This window comes from Providencia sp. R33 (assembly GCF_019343475.1).
Classification (GTDB): domain Bacteria; phylum Pseudomonadota; class Gammaproteobacteria; order Enterobacterales; family Enterobacteriaceae; genus Providencia.
The window spans coordinates 1,441,187-1,460,009 of sequence record NZ_CP072453.1; the positions used below are offsets into that span (position 1 = coordinate 1,441,187).

General features: G+C 45.3%; 19 protein-coding genes. 8 read left to right on the top strand and 11 right to left on the bottom strand.

Annotated features, from left to right (window positions below):
- Nucleotides 1-122: 122 nt before the first annotated feature.
- On the top strand, nucleotides 123-386 hold the full coding sequence (locus tag J6836_RS06745) for a VF530 family DNA-binding protein (RefSeq protein WP_219247894.1): 264 nt from the start codon (nucleotides 123-125) through the stop codon (nucleotides 384-386).
- Nucleotides 387-651: 265 nt separating this feature from the next.
- On the opposite strand, the gene J6836_RS06750 is transcribed toward J6836_RS06745, so the two are convergent.
- A complete protein-coding gene (locus J6836_RS06750) occupies nucleotides 652-1,407 on the bottom strand; it encodes an alpha/beta fold hydrolase (RefSeq protein WP_219247895.1) in 756 nt (251 codons plus the stop codon).
- Nucleotides 1,408-1,445: 38 nt separating this feature from the next.
- Nucleotides 1,446-2,477 carry an MDR family NADP-dependent oxidoreductase gene (locus J6836_RS06755; protein ID WP_219247897.1) on the bottom strand — a complete coding sequence of 344 codons (1,032 nt, stop codon included), beginning with the start codon at nucleotides 2,475-2,477 and terminating at the stop codon, nucleotides 1,446-1,448.
- An 86-nt stretch (nucleotides 2,478-2,563) separates the two neighbouring features.
- Here J6836_RS06755 and J6836_RS06760 point away from each other — a divergent pair, with 86 nt between their 5' ends.
- The 3 genes from J6836_RS06760 (at nucleotide 2,564) to J6836_RS06770 (ending at nucleotide 4,630) form a co-directional block, all read left to right on the top strand.
- On the top strand, nucleotides 2,564-3,196 hold the full coding sequence (locus J6836_RS06760; RefSeq protein WP_219247899.1) for a TetR/AcrR family transcriptional regulator: 633 nt from the start codon (nucleotides 2,564-2,566) through the stop codon (nucleotides 3,194-3,196).
- Nucleotides 3,197-3,389: 193 nt separating this feature from the next.
- Complete coding sequence (locus J6836_RS06765; protein ID WP_219247901.1) at nucleotides 3,390-4,055, top strand: alanyl-tRNA editing protein; 666 nt, start codon at nucleotides 3,390-3,392, stop codon at nucleotides 4,053-4,055.
- Nucleotides 4,052-4,630 (top strand): DJ-1/PfpI family protein, encoded by a 579-nt coding sequence (locus tag J6836_RS06770; protein ID WP_219247903.1) that lies wholly within the window; start codon nucleotides 4,052-4,054, stop codon nucleotides 4,628-4,630. The genes J6836_RS06765 and J6836_RS06770 overlap by 4 nt, the downstream gene beginning before the upstream one ends.
- Nucleotides 4,631-4,807: 177 nt before the next feature.
- Here J6836_RS06770 and J6836_RS06775 read toward each other — a convergent pair whose 3' ends face one another.
- Nucleotides 4,808-5,920 (bottom strand): lactonase family protein, encoded by a 1,113-nt coding sequence (locus J6836_RS06775; protein ID WP_428846737.1) that lies wholly within the window; start codon nucleotides 5,918-5,920, stop codon nucleotides 4,808-4,810.
- Between the two features lie 560 nt (nucleotides 5,921-6,480).
- Here J6836_RS06775 and J6836_RS06780 point away from each other — a divergent pair.
- Nucleotides 6,481-7,572, top strand: coding sequence for a porin (locus J6836_RS06780; RefSeq protein ID WP_219247907.1), 1,092 nt, complete (start codon nucleotides 6,481-6,483; stop codon nucleotides 7,570-7,572).
- 342 nt (nucleotides 7,573-7,914) lie between these two features.
- Entirely contained in the window at nucleotides 7,915-8,379 is a 465-nt protein-coding gene (locus J6836_RS06785; RefSeq protein ID WP_219247909.1) for a MarR family winged helix-turn-helix transcriptional regulator, read from the top strand.
- A gap of 45 nt (nucleotides 8,380-8,424) precedes the next feature.
- On the opposite strand, the gene J6836_RS06790 is transcribed toward J6836_RS06785, so the two are convergent.
- The 7 genes from J6836_RS06790 to J6836_RS06820 form a co-directional block, all read right to left on the bottom strand.
- Entirely contained in the window at nucleotides 8,425-10,038 is a 1,614-nt protein-coding gene (locus J6836_RS06790; RefSeq protein WP_219247911.1) for an AMP-binding protein, read from the bottom strand.
- A 29-nt stretch (nucleotides 10,039-10,067) separates the two neighbouring features.
- On the bottom strand, nucleotides 10,068-10,823 hold the full coding sequence (locus tag J6836_RS06795) for a maleate cis-trans isomerase family protein (protein WP_273804859.1): 756 nt from the start codon (nucleotides 10,821-10,823) through the stop codon (nucleotides 10,068-10,070).
- On the bottom strand, nucleotides 10,820-11,848 hold the full coding sequence (locus tag J6836_RS06800; RefSeq protein ID WP_219245545.1) for a carbon-nitrogen hydrolase family protein: 1,029 nt from the start codon (nucleotides 11,846-11,848) through the stop codon (nucleotides 10,820-10,822). The genes J6836_RS06795 and J6836_RS06800 overlap by 4 nt, the downstream gene beginning before the upstream one ends.
- Before the next feature lie 15 nt (nucleotides 11,849-11,863).
- Nucleotides 11,864-12,775: a fumarylacetoacetate hydrolase family protein gene (locus tag J6836_RS06805; protein WP_219245544.1), complete on the bottom strand. Its 912-nt coding sequence runs from the start codon at nucleotides 12,773-12,775 to the stop codon at nucleotides 11,864-11,866.
- A 160-nt stretch (nucleotides 12,776-12,935) separates the two neighbouring features.
- The gene (locus J6836_RS06810; protein WP_219249416.1) at nucleotides 12,936-14,063 is read right to left on the bottom strand and encodes a cupin domain-containing protein; all 1,128 of its coding nucleotides are present in this window, start codon (nucleotides 14,061-14,063) and stop codon (nucleotides 12,936-12,938) included.
- 28 nt (nucleotides 14,064-14,091) lie between these two features.
- Nucleotides 14,092-16,389 (bottom strand): bifunctional salicylyl-CoA 5-hydroxylase/oxidoreductase, encoded by a 2,298-nt coding sequence (locus J6836_RS06815; protein WP_219245543.1) that lies wholly within the window; start codon nucleotides 16,387-16,389, stop codon nucleotides 14,092-14,094.
- A gap of 16 nt (nucleotides 16,390-16,405) precedes the next feature.
- Nucleotides 16,406-16,825: an acyl-CoA thioesterase gene (locus J6836_RS06820; RefSeq protein WP_219247913.1), complete on the bottom strand. Its 420-nt coding sequence runs from the start codon at nucleotides 16,823-16,825 to the stop codon at nucleotides 16,406-16,408.
- Between the two features lie 238 nt (nucleotides 16,826-17,063).
- On the opposite strand from J6836_RS06820, the gene J6836_RS06825 reads away from it, so the two are divergent.
- Nucleotides 17,064-17,375 carry a type II toxin-antitoxin system HigB family toxin gene (locus tag J6836_RS06825; protein ID WP_219247915.1) on the top strand — a complete coding sequence of 104 codons (312 nt, stop codon included), beginning with the start codon at nucleotides 17,064-17,066 and terminating at the stop codon, nucleotides 17,373-17,375.
- Nucleotides 17,372-17,788 carry a helix-turn-helix domain-containing protein gene (locus J6836_RS06830; RefSeq protein ID WP_219247917.1) on the top strand — a complete coding sequence of 139 codons (417 nt, stop codon included), beginning with the start codon at nucleotides 17,372-17,374 and terminating at the stop codon, nucleotides 17,786-17,788. Before J6836_RS06825 ends, J6836_RS06830 begins: the two co-directional genes overlap by 4 nt.
- A gap of 45 nt (nucleotides 17,789-17,833) precedes the next feature.
- Here the strand turns inward: J6836_RS06830 and J6836_RS06835 are convergent, their stop codons facing one another.
- On the bottom strand, nucleotides 17,834-18,772 hold the full coding sequence (locus tag J6836_RS06835; protein ID WP_219247919.1) for a quinone oxidoreductase family protein: 939 nt from the start codon (nucleotides 18,770-18,772) through the stop codon (nucleotides 17,834-17,836).
- Between the last annotated feature and the right edge of the window lie 51 nt (nucleotides 18,773-18,823).

An 18,823-nucleotide genomic window follows, 5' to 3' on the forward strand; every position in this document is an offset into this window, starting at 1 on the left:
TATTGCATTAATAATAGGACATAGTGGCTCAGGTATTGTGAGCTCCCTATTGACTTAGCATCGTGTTCAGCTTATTTATATGCGCTAAATGATAACCTAGCCTATGCTTCGGAAATACCGTAATGAATGAATATAAATCGAAAGACCCTTTACATGGCGTTACACTTGAAATGCAAGTGAATGCATTGGTTGATAGATACGGTTGGAGCCAACTTGGGCGCACCATTAAAATAAATTGCTTTAATAAAGATCCAAGTATTAAATCGAGCTTAAAGTTTCTTCGTCGAACGCCTTGGGCAAGAGCTGAAGTTGAATTACTCTATCTGGATATGATAGAAAATACTGACTCAGATTCTGATGATCCATGGCATAATTCACGGCGTTAAAAGATAAAATGGTATTGAGCTCAATAACCCAACCACATAATACCGTATCTAAGAATGTGCCAAATAGTGCATCTGCGATGAGAAAGAAATCAAATGCACATCCATTTGGATGTTTGGGCTAAAAGCTAAATTTGTCCATATTCACCTCAAAAGCAAACCCTTTCCTATCAAATGCCCTAACCTATTATTTTTAAAACTATATTAGGGCATTTATTTTTATCTTACTTTAAACCTAAAGCGACCAGAAAGATTGACTTGCGCTAGACTAGTGATTTTTAAGAAAACATTCGATAATCCTAACAAGCACTAGTGGAGTCTCATTCATCGGATAGTGGCCAGCATTTTCCATAATCTCAACAGTTGCATGGGGATAACGTCGAAGATAAGTTCTAGCCATTAATTCTGTATTGAATGTTGAATCATGCTCGCCCACGAGTACCTTTACTGGGTGTGAACCAATAATCTCTTCGCTAAAGTCAGTATCAGCCCACGAATAAAAATACGCAGAAAATGCTTCCAAAGAGGAATTTGATATTGAATACGCCGCTTTCCATTCGACCCAAGATACGGGCAATCGCCCACCAGTACTACGGTCTATAATGGTTTTTCGATTGTCCAGTCGTTCTGCGGCATCTTCAAGTAAGCGGCGCGTTGGAATATCGTACGAAATACCACCGCAAGGAACGGGAGCAACAGCTACGAGTGCCCGCACTCGATTAGGCGCGAGTGTTGCAATCCGCTCGATCACCATCCCTCCCATCGAGTGGCCAATCAAGCTAAAATCGTAAAAGCCGAGAGCATCAGCAAGTTTTAATGCGTCGGAGGCAATCTCATCGATGGTGTAGGCTCCGCGTATTTCTTTCATCCCCCCGTATCCGCGATAATCCATGAACACATAACTGAATGCATCTCCATTCAACCAAGGTTCAATTTGTTCGAACGAGTGTGCATCACCGAACCAGCCGTGAAGTACGAGGATGGGATGCGGGCCGTTTCCTACGCGATGATATGTGTTAATCATATTAACTCCAATGTGAAAAAATATGGATGGCTTCAGCTTTATAGCTCAACGAGGATCACACCTTTAAGACGACCAGCACAGGCCTCCTGCAAGGCAAAAATCGAATTTTCTATTCCCTTGAAGGTGACGGATGGGAGATGAATGCGTCCTTCACGCTTCCATGTTTTCAGATCCTGCAACCAAAATTCAAATGCGTCAGGCGAATGATCCGCACTGAAGCCACGTAATGTCATGTCTTTGAAAATGATTTGAAAGCTATCTAAAGTAACTGGTGCTTGCAAAGATGCCTTTTTCACGTTCAGCTCAGCGGTCAGTGCCCCAAGTAGAACACAACGGGCACCATTGCTAGCCAGCTGGATGGCAGCTGATAGCTGTTCACCACCCACCATATCTACGATGACATCGATACCTTCAGGTGCAGCTTTCGCCAGTTGATCGATCATTGGACCGCCGTCGCGGGTGACGACGGCATCGTAACTCAATTTTTCTTGCATCCATCTGGCCTTGTTGGAACTACTCGTACTACCAACCACTCGTGTCGCACCAAGGATCCTTGCTATCTGCCCTGCCATCGAACCTATGGCCCCTGCTCCACTGGAAACAAATACAGTATCACCTTTTTTCACCTGTACACCTCGGGTCAATGCAGCATAGGCAGTCCAACCATGGCCGAGATAAGCTGCGGGATCAGGTTCACTGCAGTCGATGAGCTTGCAATCTTGCTCTTTAACCACTGCATATTTCCGCCAACCAAACGGATGCATGACAAGGCTACCAACAGGTAGACAGCTGGCTGCTCCGGCCTGAATAACTTCTCCGATCGCGCCATCCGCCAAAGTATCTCCAGGATTAAGCGGTGGGAATGGAATTCCTTCAGCGGCCTTTGCATCTTCCTGTGCCATCAACCTTGTTGATATAGATACACGGAACCAACGATTCCGGATGATGACTTCATGAGGCTCGGGCGCAGGAATGGGCGTTTCTATAATGGTAAAATCTTCGGGGTGAATTTCCCCTTGTATATGGCGTATGAGTTTAACTTCTCGATTATTGGTTGAACTTGTAAACATGACGGACACTCCATAAGAATAAGTTTGCTCTTTCTGGTAAAATCCAAAATATGAGCATTTGCTTATATTAATAATAGAGGTCGTATATGGCTACTCGCATTCCTACAGGCCATCGCGTGATGCGCAAATCCCCTAAACAACAGCGTTCCCAAGTCACGGTGGAGATCATCGTCGAAGCCGGTGCTCGCGTTTTAGCTCATAAAGGCTGGGCTAATTTTACAACTAATGAGGTAGCACGTACCGCAGGCGTCAGTATCGGATCGCTGTACCAATATTTTCCAAATAACTTGGCGATTGCCGAAGCTATTCGAAAACGGCATCTTGATGAAATACTACGCGTGCTTCCTGATATCAAAGAACAAGAAGAACCGGTTTCTCTCGAACAACATATTGGCCAGTTAATTGATGGGCTTATTGCACTTCACTCGACTAACCAAAATCTGCATCGCATTCTGATCCATGAAGTTCCGCTTGCTCCGAGGGAGTTTTATGACACCTTTGAGCGTGAGTATCATCGTCGCTATGAAGTAATCATCCGAGCGGCGGCTCCTTCAAATGATACTAAAACTGACTACTTAGTCGTAGCACGTATTCTTGCAGATGCGTTGGAAGGCATTATCCATTCAGCCTCTCGTCGGAATGAACTTATGTCACCGATTATAAAAAAAGAAATGATGAAGATGATAATGTCTTATCTCTCGTTACAAGAAAGTCACTAACCCGTCTCTGGGGAAAGCCTATCAAAATAATGTAGTATTAGTGCGATACTGAGTTCAAATTCTAGACAGTTTTCTTGAGATTCATTACATTGGACTAGGTAGTAAATCAGACTAAGTTTTTTGTTACCTATTTCTATTCATGGGTCTGAATCATATTCAATGCCCTTTTTTCAAAGAAGCAAGAGTAATCCCGATGACAATTAAATCATTTTGGGTAGATCCCTATGCAACATCACATACCACACAAGTTAAAAATGTCGTTGGCAATGACATTGAATTAAATTCAACAATTTTCTTCGCTTTTTCTGGCGGGCAAGAAAGTGATGAAGGTTCTATAGGTGGTTACCCTGTGATAGCGGCTAAAAAAACAGCATTAAATATCACCTATACACTACCTGAAGGACATCAGCTAGAAGTGGGACAATCGGTAGATGTGCTGATTAATGGAGAAAGACGTCAACGTCTTATGCGTCTTCATTTTGCCGCAGAGCTTGTGCTTGAACTATTTTATAAAACGTACGGGGACATCACAAAAATTGGTGCGCATATCAGCCAAGACAAGTCTCGAATTGATTTTTTCTGGCCAGAAAGTATCACACACATCCTTCCTGATTTAGCAACAAAGGCCAATGAAATTATACTTGAAGACCATCAAATTCAGACGGGGTTTGATGATGAACCTAATGAACGTAGATACTGGAAAATTGAAGGGTTTTCTAAAGTCCCTTGTGGTGGCACACACGTCAGGTCCACAGCGGAGATTGGCACCATTCGATTAAAAAGAGTAAATATCGGCAAAGGGAAAGAGCGGGTAGAAATATATCTTAATGATGCGGAAGATAAGGTTACCACGTTATGAAAAAAGTTGCGTTAATATTAACCCCTGGCTTTGCTGACTGGGAATACTCACTGATTGCTGGAACGAGTACCTATTACGGTGTTGATGTACAATTTTATTCGCCAACACCGGGCGTATTTCACTCACAAGGTGGGTTATCTGTCACGGTTGATGGAACTTTGCAGCAATGTTTAATGTGGCTGCCAGATGTGGTAGTGATAATTGGGGGAACCATTTGGGAAACAAAAAACGCACCTGATTTACGGCAGTTTCTTCATACGTGTAATAATGAGTCTCATGCTGCCATAGCTGGTATCTGCGGTGGAACGCTTGCGCTTGCACGGGCGGGCTTGCTTAATAACATAACTCATACATCAAATAACCCCAGCTTCTTGTTAGAAAATGCTGACGGTTATACAGGCAATCATTACTATTGTAATAGTGCTGTTGCCGTGGTTTCCGACGGAATTATTACCAGTTCGGGCTCAGCGCCGGTAAGTTTCACAACAACAGTATTTCAAATGGCAGGCGTACCCGTTTCCAATATTAACCAATTAAAACAGATGCTAGCTGCAGAACACCTCGAATCAATCTAATAGGCGTTATTTTGATTGCTCGCTACGAGTGGGCTTTACTCCCTTAAAAACGACTCATAAGTAGCTTCTAAGGCGAGTCCAAGATAACGGGACGTTAACGAAGGATTAACGCCATCAGAAATAGAGTAAGACGGTTTTTAATAAGACAGTATGTTTCTCACATACCGTCTTTCCCAATTACTTATTCCCGATAACCATTTGTGATGGTGCACCTACTGCCACAAATTCATCAACAAAGGTTAACTCACCTGTGTTTGGTGCAACTTTAAAACGTGTGATATTGTCACTACGTTGATTTAATGCGTATAGATATTGGCCATTAGGCGAAAGTGTTAATGTTCTTGGATAATCACCGCGAGTCCATGTGTATGCTGCATCCCCCAAAGTACCGTCGGCATTAACATTAAAATGAGCAATTGAATTATGCAATCGGTTCGCAGCATATAGTTGCTTACCATCTTTGCTTTCAACAATACCTGAAATAAAACTGGTCCCTTTGTAGTTTTTAGGCAATGTTGAGGTTGTGTGCCCTTCTTTTAACGTCCCTTTTTGCTTATCAAAATGGTATTGAGTGAGTGTTGACGCTTCTTCGTTAACTAACCACACATTATCCCCATCTTTTGAAAAAACAAAATGACGTGGTCCGGAGCCTTTTGAAGATGACATAATAAACGGTGGATTATTCGGTATGAGTTTTCCATTTTTATCCTCAAATTTATATTGATAAATACGGTCTAAACCGAGGTCAGTGACAAACACAAACTTTCCAGATGGGTCGGTTCCTATCATGTGTGCATGAGGGCCATTATGGTCGCTAATAGCAAAGCTGCCTTCAACGGCGGCTTCTGGTCGAGGTGCGCCCGCAGGGCCTTGATTTTGTATCATTTCACTCGCGATATTTAACCCGCCGTCCTCACGTATAGGTAAAACCGCAACCGAACCACTATGGTAATTTGCCACTAATAAAAAGCGTTCATCTGGGGTCAATGACAAGTAGACTGGGCCATCGCCTCCTGAAAGAACATTATTAATAGCCTCAAGTTCACCCGTATCTTTGACCCGCCAAGCATGAATAGTGCCTTTTTCAGTTTCACTACCAGCATATAATATCTTACCATTTTTAGAGAGTACCAATTGCGCGGCATTGGTAAGTGGGGCTGCGAGTGTTTTGTTGGTTAACTGCCCTGTTTGTTCGTTGATATCAAAACGATAAACACCCTCCCCATTTGGGCTATAAGTCCCTACCCATGCAAACTGTGATTCAGCAAATAACGACGAGCTAGCAAACATTAAGGATAATGCCCAATACGATAATTTCGTTGACATAATAAGCACCTAAATTAAGCCATTAATAAAATCGCATCATATTGATGATGTGCGCGATATCTAACCACTACTCTGACACCATACTGGATTGGCTTAATGCTGTGCAGACAGTGAATTTCCATTTCATCGTGGAAATAATGCCTACACTAGGGCATCCCTTTTCCACTTCTCTATTCATCGAGATGAAAATTGGTTTTTCGTAGAAATCATAGTGTTATCCATTATGAGAATACTTAAATTTAGGTTAAGTAATAATTGCTATTTTTGGGATATCGATCGCGATATTAAAATCATCCTGAATGATTTATTTTTCCTTAAAAATATTATTCTATTTTGTTTTTGCAATAACATACTTATTAATAAGGAAATAATAGTGTGTTCTGCCCTATATCTGCCTAAATGACATCTTTTCTTACTGATTAAGAATTGCTTAAAGTATTTTTTATAGTTGATAATACCTAACAGTTACTTGTTATAAGTACTAATGATGTATTCCAAATTAATAAACTTAAGGAAGACTTCCAATGCAACTCAATAAGTTAGCGATATACAGCACGATGTTAATTGTGACGGGAACAGCTTACAGCGCTGAAGTTTATAACCATCAAGGTAATAAAATGGATGTTTATGGGCAAATTGATGTCCGTCATCATATTGCTAAGTCTAAAAGTGGTGAAGATGGTGATGATTCAAGAGTTCGTTTAGGGCTAAAAGGTGATACGCAAATTACAGATCAGCTTATTGGTTTTGGCCGTTTTGAGTGGGAAACGGCGACGAATGAGTCTGAAAACGCTAACAATAACCAAAACCGTTTGGCCTATGCAGGGCTAAAATTGGGGGATTTTGGCTCCTTTGATTATGGCCGTAACTATGGTGTTATTTATGATACCAATGCCTGGACGGATGTTCTTCCTTTATGGGGAGCAGACACAATGGATCAGGAAGATACGTTCATGACTAGTCGTAACCGTAACCTACTGACCTATCGAAACAATAATGGATTTGGTTATATAGAAGGACTAAACTTCGCACTTCAGTATCAAGGCAAAAATGGTGACCAAAACTTATCGTCTAGTAATGATGTTTTGAGTAACAATGGTGATGGTTATGGTTTCTCAGCGGCATATGAATTAGGTTACGGCGTCACGTTTGGAGGTGGTTATTCAAACTCGAAACGTACATCTGCTCAAAATAATATTGTGACTGGCGCAACCGGCAAACGTGCTGAAGCATGGAATATTGGCAGTAAATTGGAGCTTGATGAGTTTTATTTAGCTGCAATGTACGGCCAAGCTTTAAATACCACAAGATTTGGTTCTGATGATGAATCTATTGCTAATAAAACAGAAAATTTAGAAGTTGTTGCACTATATTCTTTTGATTTTGGGCTTACCCCATCCATAGGGTACAACCAATCTAAAGGTAAAAACTTAGGCTCAAATGGTAATAAAGATTTAGTGAAATACATTGCTGTAGGTGCAGCTTATGACTTTAATAACAATATGTCTGCGGTGATCGATTATAAAATCAACCTACTTAATGAAAATGGTTTCACACGTGATTATGGCATTAATACTGACAACGTATTAGGCTTAGGTTTGGTTTACCAATTCTAATGAAGTAAAAGATAGGATTAATCAATTTAGTCCTATCTTTTTGATTTATTTTAGTTAGGGCTAACTTTTATATTTTTTATAGAAGTCGTTGCCACACATAGTCTTGGTGAATTCTTCGCTAACAGTTGCAATAGATACGGGTTTGTCTTTCGCGACATCGCTCTCTTCCGCTTCATAAAATACGTTCTAATCTTTACACTTTATTTTATTTATTAATGGTATAAGTGATACCATTAATTTAATATTAGATTCCCAATGGCGTTATTTATTGGCATAATAACAAAGTGACCAAATAATATACAAGCACTGCAATTAACCTGCGTATTATCGAGAGTAAAAACGATGGATGAAAACAAAAAAAACATCAGGCTATGGTTATATTTATTGTCCACAGTAAAAATTATCGAATCTGAATTACAGTTACGAATGCGCAATAACTTTAATAGCTCATTATCTCGGTTTGATATTTTATCGCAATTGGAACGTAATCCCGAAGGTATCCGCATGGGGCTACTTTCTGAGCTGATTATCGTAACTGCAGGAAACATCACAGGGCTTGCAACACGCCTTGAGAAAGATGGACTAATTGTTCGCCTCCCTGACCCTGATGATCGTCGCGCGAGTATTATTAAAATAACCCAAACAGGCTTAGACTTATTTTATGAAATGAAAACTCAGCATCAAGCATGGATTAATGAATTGTTGGCGGGTATTAAATCAGAAGATAAAGAAATTTTAAGCAGTTTATTATCCAGTACCAAGTCAAAAGTGAATGATATTGTTCATCAACATCCTATTTTGAAATAAGACTTAGCCGAAATAATCTATGTACGATTATTTCGGCTTTGATATTTATTCGAGTAATTTAAAGCGTTGAAGTTTACCTGTTGAAGTTTTAGGTAATTCATCGACAAATTTTACAGCTCTTGGGTATTTATAAGGTGCAATTTTAGACTTCACATAATCCTGTAACTCTTTAACTAAGCTATCTTCTGGTGTTATCCAATCATTTAATACAATGAATGCACTGGCAATTTTACCTCTCGCTTCATCAGGAACCCCAATAACCACACATTCCTTTACCGCCTGATGGGTTAATAATACGGATTCTAACTCGGTTCCAGAAATATTGTACCCTGAGCTTACAATAATGCCGTCTGACCTATCTGAGAAATAGAAAAAACCATCCTCATCTTGTTTGAAAATATCCCCCGTAATATTCCACCCTTGGCGTACATAGTTTTTTTGTCTTTCATCGGCTAAATAACGGCAGCCCGTTGGCCCTTTTACGGCTAACCAACCAGGTTCACCATAAGGCACTTCATCCATATTATTATCAACAATCTTAACTTGATAGCCGTCTAATACTCGCCCTGTTGAAGCTCGGCGGTGGTTATCAATACTGTTTGAAATAAAGATATGCAGCATTTCAGTGCAACCAATTCCGTCCAAAATAGGGATCTGCGTTTTATTAATCCACGCATCATAAAGCACACCATGCAATGTTTCCCCTGCGGAAACTGCAACCCTTAATGAGGATAATGAATTTCGGTCTTTAATTTCATCAATCATCACTTTGTATGCCGTTGGAACAGTAAAGCAAATGGTAACTTTATATTTTTCAATATATTCCAAGAACTGAATTGGTGTAAGTGGCCCCATTAATATTGACGTTGCACCAAAGCGTAACGGGAAAATTGCTAAGCCCCCTAACCCGAAAGTAAAGGCAAGTGGCGATGCACCCAAGATAATATCTTTGCTGTTTATCTTAAGGGTATTTTTTGCATAGTGGTCGGCTATCGCTAAGATATCGCGATGAAAATGCATTGTGGCTTTAGGCTCTCCCGTGGAACCAGAGGTAAACCCTAATAAAGCGACGTCATCGCGCCCCGTAAGCACTGCCTGAAAATTCACAGATTTTGTTTCAGCGGCTTGGTTTAATTCACCGACATTTTCTGCACTACCATCAAAAGGAATAATTGTTTTTAGGAATTGATTCTCTTTTTGGCAATTTTCAATTTCATTCAATAAGCGTTTTTCACACAGGGAAAAACAAACTTCTGCTTTATTCACGACTTTATTGAGCTCAAGGCTTCTCAGCATAGGGTCAGTATTGATAACAACCGCACCAGCTTTAGTCGCAGCAAGCCAACACGCAACCATCATCGGGCTATTGGCAGAACGGATCAAAATGCGGTTGCCTGGCACGACACCATAATCTTCAATTAAACTTTGAGCGATCTGGTTTGTTAATTCAGTGAGTTTTTTATAGGTAAATTGATAACCATCACCAATCAATGCGAGTTTATCACCATACCCTTGTTCAACCATTTTATCGGTTAATTCAACCGCAGCATTGATATATTCAGGGTATTCATCTCCTACCAATAAAAACGTTGGCCACAAGGTTTGTGGTGGTAAATTATCACGTGTAAAGGTATCAATATGAACGGTTGAACCTAGCATTTTCAGTACCTCATGAATTAAATGTTATTTTAGTACTTTCCACTTAGTAACGACCCAAACCCGTCAACACGTGTCTCTAAACCCAGCTTTTTCAACATCATGTAAGTGGTGGCCACCGAAGAAGACAACACGGGCAAGCCCACGCGGTTTTCAATCAATTGCACCGAGGGTAATGACGGCATTTGTACACACGCTGATGCCACTATCGCATCCACATTGGTGTTCAGCCGCTTGGTGATTTCCACAGGCGCCAGCGGGTCTTGCCTGCCAACCGCTAAGTTATCGGGGATTTCCAACGAAATGCTATCCACCACTTCAATGCCTTCGCTTTCAATATACTCAATCACCAATTGCGTTAGTGGCTTCATGTACGGCGTCAAAATAGACACTTTTTTCGCCCCTATGGCATGCAGCCCATCCACTAATGCCCCTGCACTGGTGACAATCGGCGCAGGGTGCCCGTTATCCACGGTACATTGGTGTAAACGGCTTTCAGACACACGGTGATACCCTTTCCCCATGCTCATGATAGCGACCAAGCAGGCATAACCGAGCACATCCACCGCCGCATCCGAAAGCTCAAGGGCACAACGGTCGCTGTCGGAATCCATCTTCGCCAGCTCTTCTTTGGTCACCTTTTTCATCCGCATGCGACTGGAATGAAAGGTAAAACGCTCTGCAAACTGCGCTTCCCGTGCTCGCAAAATAGCGGGAATTTCGGTTTCCATGGTGGTGTTCGAGGACGGGACAATCTGCCCAATCCGAAATGTGCGTGCCAGACTCATCCTTTTTTCTCCCCAAACGGTACATCGCTCTCAGTCGGGTTTAATTCCTCCACGCTTTGCCCTTCGCCGTAAAAACGGGCGGCACTCAGCGGACGGCGGTTCACCTGTAAATCAAAGATATCAAAGCGGTTATAGTGCCCAGTGATATCGTGCATTTGTCGTGGTTGAATACAGCGGTTTAAATCGATATCGCCATACACAATCCCTTCTTTATCAATCAGCGGTTCGCCAACCACACGACCGTCAGGGCCGATAATGCCCGAAAAGGCACTGTTTGGGCGCGCTAACAGCTCACGCGCCTCAGGGTGGCTCGCGGACATTGCCTCGATAATCTCTTCCGACACCGTCGAACACGAAACAATCGTGAAAACCTTACCTTCAAAGCAATGTGCGGATGCCCTTAAACGAATCGCTTCCGCCATATCGTAATCTTTGGGTGCCACAGGCAAGGCGATGTAGCTGGCAATATGCACGAGCTCCCCTTGCGCCAGTAACGCAAAGCGCGCCAAGGTGTTAGTGTTTTCCCCACAGGCTAAGGCACCTAATGGCCCCACGCTGGTTTGGTGTACTTTTAACGAGGACGCATCCCCGTTGGCCCACGTCAGCTTTTCTGCCCACGTTGGCACCAATTTGCGGTGACGCCCGAGAAGGGTGCCTTCGTCGGAAATGGTCACCAAGGTGTTATACAAGGTGGCAATACCGTGTGGATTGCGCTCATTGACCCCAATCACCACATTGATGCGGTGACGTGCTGCCGCGTGGGCGATTTTTTGGATTTCTGGCCCCGGCACTTCTATGGCCGATTTGCACAGCTTTTCAAACCACGGGCTACCGTCAATTGGGTTCATCACCCAACTCCAATACGGGTAACCCGACACAAACACTTCTGGGAACGCCACCAATTTCGCGCCGTTGTCTGCCGCTTCTTCTATCAGGCGGCACACTTTATCAACCGTGGCGTCGGTATCGAGAAACACGGGCGCCGCTTGCACGGCCGCCGCTTTAAATTGCGCTAAGTTCAACATGGCCTTGCTCCTTGTTTACACTGCAACCACGGGGTGACGCAGTTCACCAATGCCTTGCACGTATGCCTCAATCACATCCCCCGGCCACACCCACTCTTGTGGTGAACGCCCAGCACCGACCCCTTCTGGCGTCCCCGTGGCAATGATATCCCCCGGCTCAAGGGTGATACCTTTGCTGATGTCTTCAATCAACACATTGACGTTAAACAGCATGTGGCGGGTGTTGGACGATTGCTTGGTAACCCCGTTGACCTTCAAGCTTAAATCCAACGTGTGCGGGTCGGGAATTTCATCCGCGGTAACAATGCACGGGCCAAACGGCGCATAGGTATCTTGCCCTTTGGAGTAAATCCATTGCCCCGCACGACGGCAGTCACGGGCACTCATGTCAATCATCAAACTGTAGCCAAAGACGTAATTTAACGCGTCTTTCGCCGCCACCCCTTTAGCACGCGTGCCCATAATCACCGCCAGTTCCACTTCCCAATCCAACTGCTGGGTAATTTGGGCATTATGTTCAATCGCATCCCCTGGGCCAATCACCGTGGTCGGTGGTTTAGAGAAAATAACGGGCTCTTTCGGCAGCTCTTTAGACGTGTCCAAGGTGCGGCTCGATTCCGCCACGTGTTCAACGTAGTTCAACCCAATACCAAAGATGTTTTTACGCGGGCGCGGAATTGGCGCCAAGATTTTCACATTTTGTACTGGCCATGCAGTCCCTGCGGGAAATTGCCCGTCGTAGCCATTGAGCAGTTCAGTCCCCGCGCGCACCCCTTGTGGCCCTAAATCGATGAAATCCAACATATTGTCTGGCAGGTATTGCCCCTGCTCTTCGGCAAGACGAGCCAAGTCCACCACTTGGTGGTCAACAATGGCGCCCAAACGGGCAGCGGCGGTCACATCAGAACGGTAAGTAATCAAGCGCATGGTGTTTTCTCCTCGGCTCGCAGCGTCTCGCTGTCAGCCTGTTTCACGTAAAATCGGTTAATCGAAATCAATAAAAAGTCAAATAAACACATAAAATCAATTCGGTAGAGCAAGGTTATCGAGGGTGTCTGGCACGCCTCTTGCACCCTGATTTCATCTTCTAGCTGGTCACGGTTTGGTGCCCGTCGTTGTCCACCAAGGCCTCTTCGTAATACAGCCCCAGTGACTGCATCACCGGTAAGTCGTTAAAGCAGAACAAGCACGCATCGTCCGTTTGCGATGTGTTCACGTGCTCATGGAACATCCACGATGGCACACAGAAAATGTCGCGCTCTTGCCAATCAAAACGTTGCCCGTTGATAATCGAATACCCGTGGCCTTTTGCCACTTGGTAAATAAAGCTGCCTGTGTGACGATGGGCTTTGCCCACAAACCCCGGACGTAGCAATTGCATGCTCGCGCCGATAGTGGGCATCACGTGCCCGCCAGTGATTGGGTTGGTGTAGTGCATCAGCACATCATCAAACACCGAGCCATCGGCCACCTTTGCAGCGCGGCACAGTGCCTCATACGTTGGCCCCCACTGGTATTTAAACAGCGGCGAATAGGGTTTATCCCAACCGATATCGTGCGGGCGCAGCGCCGTGCCGCCCCACATCCCAACAGGGTAATCAATGGGGCGAGTGTGGGCTTGGTGTAAGTCGGGGTGGACTTTGTAGAACCCCGCTTCCAGCGCATTGACCAACGGGATATCTAACCCATCCTGCCAAATGCACGGTAAGCCATCTTCTGCCACACCGTGCTCATGCCACGTACCATTCGGGGTTAACACAAAATCATTCGCTTCGAGCATCATTTTTTGCCCTTCCACGATGGTGTAGGCCCCACGCCCTTCCATAATAAAACGCAGGGCTGACGATGAGTGCGCATGGGCGGAGGCGGCTTCCCCCGGGTGCATCACTTGCAAGCCCGAGTACAGCCAACCCACGGCCGCCGCCACGTCTTGGCGACCGGGGTTATTGAGATACACCACACGGCGCCCCGCTTTTTCGGGGGTGACCAGCTCGACCGAACGTAGTACGTGTTCACGCAAGTCACGGTAGCGCCATAACACTGGCACCGAAGACGACTGCGGCTGCCACGGCTCAATCTTGTTGGCTACCGTCCACAGCGCCCCGGTTTTCAAATCCGCGAGCTCTTGGTAATACGCCACAAGCTCAGGGGTGTCTGCCACATCCGCGCGACCTGCAATACTTTCGCGGTATTGGTCATGGGATTTCAGGTTCATCGGCTCGTTCTCCTCATTCACAGGGCGACTAGCGCCCGTTGGATTTGACTTGCTGTAACAGTTGTTGACGCCCATATTCATATGGCGCAGGCCATGTCACGTCCCAGCCATGGCGGGCACACTCGTGCAACAGCCACGCAGGGTCAGCGAGTAATGGACGCGATAAGGCGCACAAGTCCGCACGCCCCGCGGCAATAATGCTGTTCACTTGGTCCGCATCGGTGATGGCCCCCACGGCGATAACGGGGATACCCGCTTCATTGCGCACGCGGTCAGCCATTGGCGTTTGGAACATGCGCCCGTACACCGGTTTTTGCTCAGAGGAGACTTCCCCAGAGGAACAATCAATCAGGTCTGCCCCTGCTTGTTTCATCGCCTCGGCCATCAACACCGCTTCATCCACCGTGGTGCCCCCCTCCACCCAATCGGTGGTGGAGATACGCACCGCCAACGGTTTTGACCATACTTGGCGTACCGCCTGAATGACGGCCAGCGGAAAACGCAGGCGGTTTTCAAGGCTACCGCCAAAGTTATCGGTGCGCACATTGGTGAGCGGCGATAAGAAGCTCGACAATAAATAGCCGTGACCCGCTTGCAGCTCTAGCCAATCAAAGCCTGCTCTGTCAGCCCGTTTTGCCGCCGCCACAAATTGGTCAATCACGGTCGCCATTTGCGCTTCCGTTAAAGCCGCTGGCATTTGCGACACGTTCGGTAAATACGCTAACGCGGAGGCCGAGACAAGCGGCCAATTCCCACTCGGTAACGGGTGGTTTTCCTGCTCCCACCCCCGCTGGGTTGAACCACGGCGCCCTGCATGCCCCAATTGAATGCCGATTTTGGCGGCACTGTTTTGGTGGACAAACTGCGTTACACGCTGCCACGCCGCCATCTGTTCATCATTCCAAATGCCTGGGCAACCTAATGTTGCACGCGCATCTGGGGCAATGGCGGTCATTTCGGTCATCACAAGCCCGACGCCACCCAAGGCACGGCTACCCAAGTGTACCGTGTGAAAATCCCCCACCACGCCGTCAGTGGCGCTGTATAACAGTGTCGGCGAGGCCACCACACGGTTATTCAAGGTGATATTTCGCACGTTAAACGGCGTCAGCATCGGTGGTACCTTGCTCGGCGCCCCCGCTTGTGCGGCAAACCACTGCTCGTAGTTATCCAACCACGCCGTATCGCGAACCCGTAGATTTTCATGGGAAATGCGCTGAGAACGCGTGAGTAATGAATAAGCAAACTGCTCAGGCGCTAAATTTTCATAGCGGCTGACATTTTCAAACCATTCGGTTGAGTTACGTGCCGCATTTTGAATTTTCAGCACTTCCACACTGCGCACCGCTTGGTAATGTTCGAGCCCTTTGCGCAAATCGCCGCCTGTGGTGTTTAAGCTTTCACACAGCTCAATCGCATCTTCCAACGCCAGCTTGGTGCCTGAACCAATGGAGAAGTGGGCGGTGTGCGCCGCATCCCCCATCAATACCACGGGCACGTCTTTGCCTGCCGAAGGCTGTGTCCAATGCACCCAGTTATCGCAAATCACCCGCGGGAAACGTATCCAAATCGCCGCGCCACGTAAGTGCGCCGCATTGGCAATCAGTTTCTCCCCGTCCAACCACGGGGCAAACAGGTTTTCACAGTAGGCAATACCGTCTTCTTGGGACATTTGGTCAATGCCGGCTTTGAGCCACGTTTCCTCGGTGGTTTCGACGATAAAAGTCGATAAACCCTCTTGGAATTGGTAAGCGTGAACTTGGAACCAACCGTGCTCATTTTCGGCAAACAGGAAGGTAAAGGCGTCGAAAATCTTTTTGGTGCCTAGCCAAACAAAGCGGCAACGACGCGGGTCAATGTCGGGTTTAAAAACGGTTTCATAGCGGGTACGCACGGCGCTGTTAATGCCGTCAGAGGCAATCAGTAAGTCCGCGTTGTACTCGCGGGCAATGGCTTGGTCGTCGGTGACTTGGGTTTCAAACACCAACTCCACCCCCAGCTCAAGGCAGCGGTCTTGCAAGATATTGAGCAGCTTTTTACGCCCAATGCCGATAAAGCCGTGCCCACCACTGCGGTTGCAGACGCCGTTAAAGTGAATGTCGATATCGTCCCAATGGCTAAACTCGGCGGAAATGGTCTGGGCAGACACCGGGTCAGCTTGGCGCAAATTGTTGAGTGTCGCATCCGAGAACACCACGCCCCAACCGAAGGTATCAAACGGGCGATTACGCTCAACCACCACCACGCGGTTTTGTGGGTTTTGCAGCTTCATCAGTAACCCAAAGTACAGCCCAGCGGGTCCCCCGCCAATACACACAATATTCATGAAAATTCCCCTTTGCTTATACCGCTGGCTGAGCCGTGAGTGCCTGATGTAAGGCCTCTGGAATAGGAATGGCTTGGTGCGTAACGAGCGACGTGGTGACGTAAGTTTGTGTCACTTGCATACACAGTTCGCCCGCCACACTGACACAGCGTTGGCACAGTGTGAGTGATTTACGCCCAATCCGCTCAACCACCAGCTCTAACATGACGTCATCCCCCATGCGACTAATGGCTTTAAACTCTGCCTCCAAGTGCACGGTGGGTAACCCAAAACGTTGTTCGAGGATGTAGCCTGCAAACCCTTGGGGGATCAGCGTATCGACCCAACGCTCAAGGAGGTTATTGAACATCACGAAATATTGCGGGTAGAACACGATCCCCGCGGGATCACACTCAGAGAAATGGATCTTGTGGGGTTTGGTAAAATATTTCGTCATCAACAACTCCCATGCTTTATCTATTAACTTTACCGTTTAGATATAGTTTATATATAAAGTAATTATTGATAACTTAAAAGTCACAAATGATTAACATATGATGTGTGTCACTAAATGAAATGCAACACATGATATTTCTGTGATAAATCGTAACAAGCGAATGATATGGATAATGTTGCCTATTTGGCAACGTTAATGAGGGATGATACAATGAACAGTATTGATACAAGGAGGTGCAATGCACGTGATATCCAGAGAACCCTTTGAGCTCGCATCAGTACGTTTTCCTAAGAATGCTCAAGCAATTATAGATGCATACAGGACATTGAAACGGGATGCATACCGTTCACCTGATGAATTAAAACAGGCTTTTCCTAGCCTTGATAGAATGAAATACAGAGAAAAATGTTGGGTAATTGATATTGGTGGCAACACATTACGGATCTTATTTTTTGCTGATTTTGAAAGAGAAAAAATCTTCGTAAAGCATATATCAACACATGCTGAATATAACAAGTTGGTAGACCATTATCGGAGAACAAAAGAATGATAATTAACGATGCAGTTAAAGCGGCAAACAGCCTTATCAATATCGTCCCATTATTAGGTGGCAGCCATTCACGAAAAGACTATGATGAAGCCATTAAGCTGGTTGAATATTTAGTTGAACATGACCCAGACAACCCTTTGATTGATATGATTTGCGCTAAAATTGATCTTTATGAAGAAAATGCACCTGAATTTAAAGCCTTTAATGCAAGGCTAAACAGTTGCGATGACGCCGTTGCTGTTTTAAGAACATTAATGGATCAGTACAAATTAAATACCACCGATTTTAAAAACGAGTTAGGTTCTCGTTCTTATGTTAGCCGAATTCTTAATGGTGAACGCAACCTAACCTTGGATCACATGAAAAAACTGGCATCTCGATTTGGGTTACCTGTATCAACATTTATTCGATAAAGGTAATAGTGGAGAATTTCCTCCGCTATTACCCTTCGTGAAAATTTAAGAAACCAAAAACACAGTGCGTATATCGCTGCCGCCATCGTGCCATACATGCGCTAACTGGCTTAATGGAACTGTTTGGTAAGGCAAGTTAAACCCTTTCTCTGCGGTAGCGAATAATAGCTCCCCAACACAAGTCACTAGATCCTCAAGGGAAACGCTTCCTAACCCACTGCCGATTAATATCAGGCTCGAAGAACGTAATATTTTGCTGCTTAATTGGATAGCATCGCCACTAATTGACCCTATTTGCACAAAGCGGATCGGGTCACTTTCCACATTTATCGCGCCATTAAGGATGACCGTTGCACTTTCCCCCCATAAATAATCAAGAACAATATCAATGCCTTCATTAAATAAGCGAGGTAATTCTTCTGCAAGTTTATCCAGTGGAATGACTTCATCAGCACCTTGTTGGCGTAACTGTTCAAGTTTTTCAAGATTACGCCCTGTGACGATCACCTTTGATGCCCCAAGGTGTTTCGCAATGGGGACGGCAAGCGTGCCCGATGTCCCCGTAGCACCGTTAATTAAAACAGTATCCCCTACTTGAATTTTCGCTTGGCGAGTTAATGCAGCCCAAGATGAAAAGCCGGGGTTGGCAATTGCCGCAGCCAGTGCTGCGTCGAGACTTTCAGGTACATTAATACAATGTGTTATTGGCACCGACGTTTGTTCTGACATTCCGCCCCATGGCGCTTCAGGTAATAAAAAATAGACACGCTGGCCATTTTCGAGTCTCCCTACGCCATCAATCCCTGCAATAAATGGGTATTGTTTAGGGGAGCTATAATGGGTTCCTGCCGCACGCACTCTTGCCAACTGGCTTAATGCACTCGCTTCCACGTTAATGAGAAAGTACCCTTCTTGTTCGATAGGTGCATCAACATCATCATAAACGGGGGTCTCCCCTTTATTTTTCACGATAGCTGCTTTCATTTTTATTCCTTTCATATAGGTGTATAATGCACATATTAAATGAAGATAAAT